Source organism: Streptomyces sp. 13-12-16, assembly GCF_002114215.1.
Lineage (GTDB): Bacteria > Actinomycetota > Actinomycetes > Streptomycetales > Streptomycetaceae > Streptomyces.
The window spans coordinates 1-7,369 of sequence record NZ_NCTE01000600.1 but is presented as its reverse complement, the minus strand read 5'-3'; the positions used below and the strand labels follow the sequence as shown (position 1 = coordinate 7,369).

Genomic DNA, 7,369 nt, shown 5'->3' with positions numbered 1-7,369 from the left:
CGCGCCGGGCAGTCCCCCGCCGTGCAGCCGCAGACAGGCGGCGGCCTCGGCGCACCGGTGGCAGGTGGCGAGGTGCCGGGAGAGGTCGTCGGGGGTGTCCGCGGCGGGCGAGCGGGTGACGGCGTCGAGGAGCCGGGCGTAGCTGCGGCACTCGGCGTCCATGGGCGAGTCGAGGTGGTTGCGGTGGCAGCGGTCCCGGAACAGGCGGCCGACCTGGGCGAGTTCATGGGCGGCGGTGGCGGGGTCGAGGCCGAGCCGGCGGGCCACCAGGGGCAGCGGCAGGGCCTCCGCCTCGGCCAGCCAGAGCAGTTCGGCGTCCGCCGGCTGCAGATCGCGCAGTCCACGCAGGGCGACCGGGCGCTCCAGTGGCGGGCCGGTGTAGCGGGCGGCCCTGTCGGAGTGGAGCCACAGCCGCAGGTCGGGGTCGAGCTTGTGGCCCTGCCCCGCCTCCTCCCAGGCGGCGGCCGTGCTGCGGACCGCCGTCAGCAGCAGGGGTATCCGGGGCAGCCGGGTGGAACGGCGGCCGTAGCCGCGCAGGGTGCCCGACTCGGCCTCGCGCAGCTCCCGTATGCCCTGTTCGAAGGCCTCGCGGGCCAGTTCCGCCGCGGCGGCGGACCCGGCGGTGCACAGGTCGGCGTAGGAGAGCGCCGCGTCCCAGCACTCGGAGAACAGCGCCGCCTCGGTGGCGTCCTGGGGGCTCGACAGGTCGGGCATGAGACTCCCGCATCACGAACGAGGTCAACTCGCCATAGGGGCAGTGGAGTTGGGGAAACCTCGCGGCAGTGGCCGAGCTTTTCACGTCCCCGCCACAACTGACAAGCGCTTCCCTCACTTTGCGTGGCGGCATGGCCACCCCTCGCAGGGACGATACGCACGGAAGGCCGGAACGTCTCGGTTCCGGCCTTCCCGTCTCCTCCGCGAGGGCCCCTGGCCCCCGGTGTCTCAGACCGTCTCGGCGGACTCCTGTGCCGGGAGGCTGTCCATGAAGGAGCTGACCGAGAACACCGCGTTGCCGGGTCCGGGCGGGCCGTAGCCGGGGGGCGAGGAGAGGCCGAAGTCCTCCATGGTCTGCCGGTAGGCCTGGAGGAGACGGATGTGGTACTCCAGCGGGGCGCCCTGCGGGTTGGCCTTGCCGAGCGGGGTGGTCGGCTCCGGGCACCAGGTGGTGAAGCGGGGCGTGATGCCGTGCGACATGAAGAAGCGCAGGCCCTCGGTGGTGGAGGCGATGGCCTCGTCGACCGTCTTGAAGCCGAACGGCTCGGCCATCTCCACGCCCGCCACGAAGTTGGGGATCACGTTGCGCGCGCCGAAGATCTCCGCGGAGTCGAGGATGCGCTTGTGCCACTCGTCGCGGCCGACGTAGCGCTCCTTGCCGGGGCAGTACATCTTGAACAGGTACTCGTCCCACACCTCGTAGTTGGGGTGGTAGATCTGCACGCCGTAGTCCTTGAAGCGCTGCACGTCGTCCCTGGGCAGCGCCTGGGCGACGACCTTGCCGATCCAGCGGCCGGGGAAGCGCTCCTCGATGGCCTTGGCGTAGTGGCCGTAGAAGTCGGCCTCGTCGCGGCCGGAGACCGTCTTGGTGATGGCGCCGCCGGTGAGGGTGTAGGCGGTGGACGCCTTCGCGGTGTCGTACCGGTCGATGATCTCGAGGGCCTCCAGGACCTCCTCGACGTCCTTCACCCCGGTGTAGGGCCGCCCCGCCGCCTTGTGCTGGCGCCAGTTGTGATTGATGTCGCAGTACTGGCACTCCTCCTTGGCGCCGAAGTACTGGCAGACCCGGAAGACGGTCAGGTAGATCAGGTAGCCCCACTGGATGGTGGGGGCGACCTCCATGACCGACTTCCCGTTGGAGAGGGTGTGCCGGTAGTACTCGGGCATGGGCGGCACGCCGACGTCCGAGATCCGCCTGCCGTCGAGGTAGAGGCCGAGCACGCCGTGCTCGTCGGCGGCGACGCGGTAGGGGGAGGCCGGGTTCACGCGGACCGACACGACCGTGCGGCGCAGGTCGTACGGGCCGCCGGTGAGGATGATCTCCTCCGGCGGGCGGCGCAGGGCCGCCTCGCCCAGCTCGGGCAGGGTGCCGTGGTCGAAGGAGAAGATGAAGTACGACTTCGGTTTGACCTCACCGCCCTCGTTGTCGCTGAGCGCGGACGGGTCGAAGGCCACACCGCCGCGCAGCAGGTCCTCCTTGAAGACGGCTTCGCGCGGCACGTGCGGGAACCGCTCCATCAGATCCTCGACCAGCGCGGTACGGCTGCCCATCCCGTTGTTCTCCTCCCGGTTCGGACGTACGACTCCTCACGGTATGCCCCTGCCCGGACATCCGGGGGGCCGGGTCCCCCCACAGGGCGCGGATCACTCGCGAGGTAGGTTCCGGCGGGGACCTTTTCGGTCCCGACCGTCAGGAAGGACGAGCGATGGCCGAGACCGTGACCAACTGGGCGGGCAACATCACGTACGCCGCCGGGGAGCTGCACCGCCCGCACAGCCTGGACGCGCTGCGCACGCTGGTGGCCGGGAGCGCGCGGGTGCGGGCCCTGGGCAGCGGGCACTCCTTCAACGAGATCGCCGAGGCCGGCGAGGACGGCGTCCTGCTGTCCCTGGACGCGCTGCCCCCGCAGGTCGACGTGGACCCGGCGGCCCGGACGGTACGGGTCGGGGGCGGGGTGCGCTACGCGGAGCTGGCCCGGCAGGTGCACCGGCACGGGCTGGCGCTGGCGAACATGGCGTCGCTCCCGCACATCTCGGTGGCCGGCTCGGTCGCCACCGGCACCCACGGCTCCGGCGTCGGCAACGGTCCGCTCGCCTCGTCCGTGCGCGCGGTGGAACTGGTCACGGCGGACGGCTCGGCGGTGACCGTGGCGCGCGGCGACGAGCGGTTCGGCGGCGCGGTCACCTCGCTGGGCGCGCTCGGTGTCGTCACCGCGCTCACCCTGGACCTGGAGCCGGCCTTCGAGGTCGAGCAGCACGTGTTCACCGAGATGCCGCTGGAGGGGCTGGACTCCGCCACGTTCGAGAAGGTGATGTCGGCGGCGTACAGCGTGAGCCTGTTCACCGACTGGCGGGCGCCGGGCTTCCGGCAGGTGTGGGTGAAGCGGCGCACCGACCAGCCGCTGCCGGACTTCCCCTGGGCGCCCCCGGCGACCGAGAAGATGCACCCGGTGCCGGGGATGCCGGCGGTGAACTGCACCGAGCAGTTCGGCGTGGCCGGGCCCTGGCACGAGCGGCTGCCGCACTTCCGCGCGGAGTTCACGCCGAGCAGCGGGGCGGAACTGCAGTCGGAGTACCTGCTGCCGAGGGAGTCGGCCGTCGCCGCGCTGCGGGCGGTGGACGGCGTCCGGGAGACGGTCGCCCCGGTGCTGCAGACCTGCGAGGTGCGCACCGTCGCCGCCGACGACCAGTGGCTCAGCCCCTCCTACGGCCGGGACACGGTGGCCCTCCACTTCACCTGGGTCGAGGACACGCGGGTGGTGCTGCCCGTGGTGCGGCGGCTGGAGGAGGCGCTGGCGCCGTTCGGGGCGCGGCCGCACTGGGGGAAGGTGTTCACCACGCCGGCGGCGGAACTGCACGCCCGCTACCCGCGCCTGCACGACTTCCGGACCCTCGTCCGCGACCTGGACCCGGCGGGCAAGTTCACCAACGCGTTCGTCCGGGGCGTCCTGGGCGACTGACGCCCAGGACGCCCGCCGGCCCCGGCCGGACTTCGTCAAGCCCCTTTCCGAACCCCTTGTCGAGAGGTCCGCCTCCCCCATAGCCTTGCCGCGCGCCGGTGCCCGGTCGGCCCGGCCCGGCAGGGACGGGGGCAGCTCGGTGAAGCGCACATCGCGGGACATCCGCACGGCCAACCGCTACCAGGTGCTGCGCCAGATCATCGCCGCGTCGCCCACCTCCCGGCAGGAGCTGGCGGCCGCCACGGGGCTCAGCCTCGCCACCGTCGCCACGCTGGTCGGGGAGCTGCTCGACCTCGGCATGATCACCGAGGTGGGTTTCGAGGACTCGGCCGGCGGCCGCCCCCGGGGCCTGGTGGCCGTCAACGCGCCGGGGGGCGCGCTGATCGGCGTGGACCTCGCCGAGACCTACGTCCGGGTCGAGCTGTTCGACCTCGCGCTGAACGTGCTGGCCCGCGCCGAGGAGGGCATGCGCCCCGGCGAGAACCGGCCCGAGCAGGTCGTGGAGCACGTGGCCACGGCGGTGGGGTCGGTGGTGGCGCGGGCCGGGGTGGAGGGCGCGCGGGTGCTCGGGGTCGGGGTGAGCGTGCCGGGTCAGGTGGACCGGGACACCGGGACCTCCGCGTACGCGCCGAACTGGGACTGGCACGACGTCCCCCTGCTCGACCTGCTCACCGAGCACATCGCCCACCCCCTGTACCTGGACAACCCGTTGCGTGCCTGCGCGGTGGCCGAGCTGTGGTTCGGGGCTGCGCGCGGGTGCGGGGACGCGGTGGTGGTGAACCTCGGGACCGGGGTGGGGGCCGGGCTGGTGCTGGGCGGCGGGGTGCACCGGGGGGTGAGCAACAGTGCCGGTGAGTGGGGGCACACCACCCTCGTCCTGGACGGCCGCCCCTGCCACTGCGGCAACCGCGGCTGTGTGGAGACGTACACCGGCGCGCCCGGGATCATGCTGAACCTGCGGGAGCTGAGCCCGGACAGCCCGCTGCTGCGGGCCGACGACCAGACGGCCACCATCGACGCGCTCGCCCGGGGGGTGAGCGCGGGCGATCCGGTGGCGGTGGAGGTGCTCGGACGCACCGCCCGCTACCTCGGCGCCGGGGTCGCCGATCTGGTCAACCTCCTCAACCCGGAGGTGGTCGTGCTCAGCAGCTGGGTCGCGGCCGCGTTCGGCGAGCCGCTGCTCGACGAGGTGCGGGCGGCCGTCGCCCGGCGCGCGCTGCGCCGCCCGCTGGCCGCCACCCGGATCGTCCTCTCCCCGATCCCGACCGATCCGGTGTGCCTGGGAGCGGCGACGTTCGCGCTGGAGGGCGCGTTGCGGTCGGCCGGGAAGCGCGCCGGGAACCGTACCGCCGGCAGTCGCCGGTGACTCCCGTCCCGTTCGTCATCACGAACAGGACGCAACGCTTCGAACGGACTTCGTCCAACCCCTTGCCGAAGCATTGGCCGAAGGTTAACGTCCCGCGCACCGCAAGTCCTACGCATCACACGTCCCGTGCCCACAAGTCCCACACGTCGCAAGTCCCGCGCCGGCTGGTGCGGGGCGTCGCACGGACCGGGATCAAGGGCTGGGCCAGGACCGATCCAGGAGACCCATGTCAGTGAGCACCCCGGCGACCGGCTATGTCGAGGACGTCTCCCCCGGCCGCGGGGCCCTGCCCCCGCGCGCCTGGTACGCGTCCTCCGACGCGGCGTCCCTGTCCCTGAACGGCGGCTGGCGCCTGCGGGTGTCCGCCACCGCGGACGCCCAGGACGACTCGTTCGCCGCGCCCGGATACGACGCCGACGGCTGGGCGGAGGTGACCGTGCCCGGCCACTGGGTGCTCCAGGGCCACGGCGCGCCGATCTACACCAACCACCTCTACCCCTTCCCCGTCGACCCGCCGCACGTCCCCACCGAGAACCCGACCGGCGACCACCTGCGCGTCTTCGACCTCCCCGGGGACTGGCCGGGCGGGGGCGACGCGGTGCTCCGCTTCGACGGGGTGGAGTCCTGCGCCCGGGTGTGGCTGAACGGCACGGACATCGGGGAGTTCAAGGGATCGCGGCTGCCGCACGAGTTCGCGGTCGGGCACCTGCTGGAGCCGACCGGGAACGTCCTCGCGGTCCGGGTCCACCAGTGGTCGGCGGGGTCGTACCTGGAGGACCAGGACCAGTGGTGGCTGCCCGGCATCTTCCGTGACGTGACCCTGCTGCACCGCCCGGCGGGCAGCGTGGGCGACTTCTTCGTGCACGCCTCCTACGACCACGTCACCGGCACGGGCACCCTGCGCGTCGACTCCGACGTCGAGGGGCGCGTGCTCGTCGAGGAGCTGGGCGTCGACGTGGCGGCCGGCGAACCGGTGACGCTCCCGGTCGAGCCGTGGACGGCGGAGACGCCCCGGCTGTACGACGGCGTCCTGGTCACGGCGGGCGAGCGCGTCCCGGTGCGCATCGGCTTCCGCACGGTCGTCGTCGAGGACGGCCTGATCAAGGTGAACGGGACCCCCCTGCTGTTCAAGGGCGTCAACCGGCACGAGTGGCACCCGTGCCGGGGCCGCGCGCTGGACCCCGACACCATGCGCGAGGACGTGCTGCTGATGAAGCGGCACAACGTCAACGCCGTCCGCACCTCCCACTACCCGCCGCACCCGGCCTTCCTCGGCCTGTGCGACGAGTACGGGCTGTGGGTGATCGACGAGTGCGACCTGGAGACCCACGGCTTCGTCGAACAGGAGTGGCGGGACAACCCCGTCGACGACGAGCGCTGGACCCCCGCCCTGCTCGACCGCGCCGCCCGCATGGTGGAGCGGGACAAGAACCACCCGTCGGTGGTGATGTGGTCGCTCGGCAACGAGGCGGGCACCGGACGCGGACTGACCGCGATGGCCGACTGGATACACGGCCGGGACCCGTCCCGCCCGGTGCACTACGAGGGCGACATCGGCTGCCGCGACACGGACGTGTACTCGCGGATGTACCCGCCGCACGAGGAGGTGGAGCGGATCGCGCGGGGCCTGGACGGCGGCACCCGCCGCAGGCGCGGACTGCCCCTGATCCTCTGCGAGTACGCGCACGCCATGGGCAACGGCCCCGGTGGGCTCACCGAGTACCAGGAGCTGTTCGAGCGGTACGACCGGCTCCAGGGCGGCTTCGTCTGGGAGTGGATCGACCACGGCGTCGAGCACCCGGAGCTGGGCCACGCCTACGGCGGCGACTTCGGGGAGGAGCTGCACGACGCCAACTTCGTCTGCGACGGGCTGGTCTTCCCGGACCGCACGCCGTCACCGGGCCTGATCGAGTACAAGAAGGTGATCGAGCCGGTCCGGATCGAGGCGGGCGACGCGGACGGCACCGTACGGGTGACCAACCGGTACGACTTCGCGGACCTGGCCCATCTGGAGTTCTCGTCCTCCTACCAGGTGGACGGCCGGCCGACGGGGGCGCACCCGCTCGCCGTGCCGCCGCTCGCCCCCGGGGAGTCCGCGGAGGTCAAGCTGCCCGAGGCCCCGGACGGCAAGGGCGAGGAGGTGCAGTGGACGGTGGAGGCACGGCTCGCCGAGGACACGCCCTGGGCCGGAAGGAACCACGAGGTGGCCTGGGCGCAGGGGACGGTGGCCCGCCGCGCCCCGTCGCCCGTGGCGACCGGCGTGCGCCCCGCCGTCGACGGCGACCGGATCGCTCTGGGCCCGGCGGTCTTCGACGCCCGCACCGGCGCG

General features: G+C 72.9%; 4 protein-coding genes and 1 pseudogene. 3 read left to right on the top strand and 2 right to left on the bottom strand.

The genetic code is table 11. From position 1 onward, the window contains the following. Together B7767_RS23775 and B7767_RS23770 are read right to left on the bottom strand one after the other, a co-directional pair. Positions 1–714 (bottom strand): annotated as a pseudogene (locus B7767_RS23775) (cellulose-binding protein); the annotation flags it as partial. Between the two features lie 228 nt (positions 715–942). Next, positions 943–2,265, bottom strand: a complete 1,323-nt coding sequence (locus tag B7767_RS23770) for a radical SAM protein (protein WP_085573984.1) — start codon at positions 2,263–2,265, stop codon at positions 943–945. Positions 2,266–2,420: 155 nt separating this feature from the next. On the opposite strand from B7767_RS23770, the gene B7767_RS23765 reads away from it, so the two are divergent. The 3 genes from B7767_RS23765 to B7767_RS23755 form a co-directional block, all read left to right on the top strand. Then, positions 2,421–3,674 carry an FAD-binding protein gene (locus B7767_RS23765; protein ID WP_085573983.1) on the top strand — a complete coding sequence of 418 codons (1,254 nt, stop codon included), beginning with the start codon at positions 2,421–2,423 and terminating at the stop codon, positions 3,672–3,674. 139 nt (positions 3,675–3,813) lie between these two features. After that, positions 3,814–5,040, top strand: coding sequence for an ROK family transcriptional regulator (locus B7767_RS23760; RefSeq protein ID WP_085573982.1), 1,227 nt, complete (start codon positions 3,814–3,816; stop codon positions 5,038–5,040). A gap of 226 nt (positions 5,041–5,266) precedes the next feature. Continuing rightward, positions 5,267–7,369: glycoside hydrolase family 2 TIM barrel-domain containing protein (locus B7767_RS23755; protein WP_085573985.1), on the top strand; the 2,103-nt coding region annotated here is incomplete at its 3' end.